General features: G+C 73.7%; 1 protein-coding gene. It reads right to left on the bottom strand.

Features of this window, described 5'->3' with window-relative positions; translation table 11 throughout:
- Window positions 1-826: MHYT domain-containing protein (locus ACIQOV_RS42260; protein WP_401056566.1), on the bottom strand; the 826-nt coding region annotated here is incomplete at its 3' end.
- Window positions 827-1158: the final 332 nt, after the last annotated feature.

A 1158-nucleotide genomic window follows, 5' to 3' on the forward strand; every position in this document is an offset into this window, starting at 1 on the left:
GGTCGCCCGGGGTGCGCGCGGCCCCCGCGGCCCGCGCGGTCCCGGAGGCGCGCTGGGGCCGCGGAGGCAGCGGGGCGGCCGGACCGGCCAGCAGGGGCTGGGAGTCGGACCGGCTCGGCGAGACCGCGAAGGCCAGCGAGCCGAAGAACACGTAGCAGCCCAGCCCGACCCCGAGCGGGAAGATGAACTGGAGCGCCATCACGCCGGCCTCGGTGGAGCGCGAGAAGTCCAGCTGGACGGAGAGTGCCGCCATGCCGGTGTAGTGCATCGCGCAGACCGCCACGCCCATCACCGGCGCCGCCGCCAGCACGGCGAGCGTGCCCCGGATGTTGAGCGCGGCCCAGAGCGCGGCCGTGGCCGCGACCACGGCGATGGCCACCGAGGCGGCCACGGTGGGCCGGTCGTAGCCGAGCGTGCCGGGCAGGACCATCGCGGCCATGCCCAGGTAGTGCATGGCGGCGACCCCCAGACCGGTGGTCAGCCCGCCGACCAGCAGCGCCAGGACGCGGCGCCGCCAGTAGCCGACGGTGAAGAGCCCGACGCCGACCACGGCGACGGCGACCAGCAGGCTGAGCACGGTCAGGCCGGGCCGGTAACCGATCTCGACGCCGGTCACGGAGAAGCCGAGCATCGCGATGAAGTGCATGGACCAGATCCCGGCCCCGAGCGAGGTCGAGGCGAACAGCAGCCAGACGGCCCGGGTGCGGCCCCGGGAGACGAGTGCCCAGCGGGCGCTGCGCAGGGCGACGAAGGCGCCGACGCAGGCGACGAAGTACGAGACCGCCGGTGTCACCCAGCCGTGGTCGGCATGGTGGATCTCACCCAATGGAGCTCCCTGGACGAGGGTTGAGGGCACCGGGGCGCGGGCGGACGCGGCTGGCCGAGGAAGGCGCGCGGCAGCGGGCACCGGAGCGGGAACGTGCTCCCGCAGGGGAGGAGCCTGGCATGTGGTGCCCCTGACAATCGGGGAGAGTAACCACTGCCCGGCGGTCGCACAATGTTCGTGCTTTTCGTGAAGTCCCAGGTCAGGATGGGCCTTTACGCGGCCTGCATGATCCCGGCACCAACCCCTGACACTGCCTGCGCACCGCCTCCGGGTGGCTGCGGTCCGCCGTCGGCGCTCACTCCAGGGGGGCTAGCCCGAACGGGTGGCCGGCC

Source organism: Kitasatospora sp. NPDC091257 (assembly GCF_044757675.1).
Lineage (GTDB): Bacteria > Actinomycetota > Actinomycetes > Streptomycetales > Streptomycetaceae > Kitasatospora > Kitasatospora lactacystinica.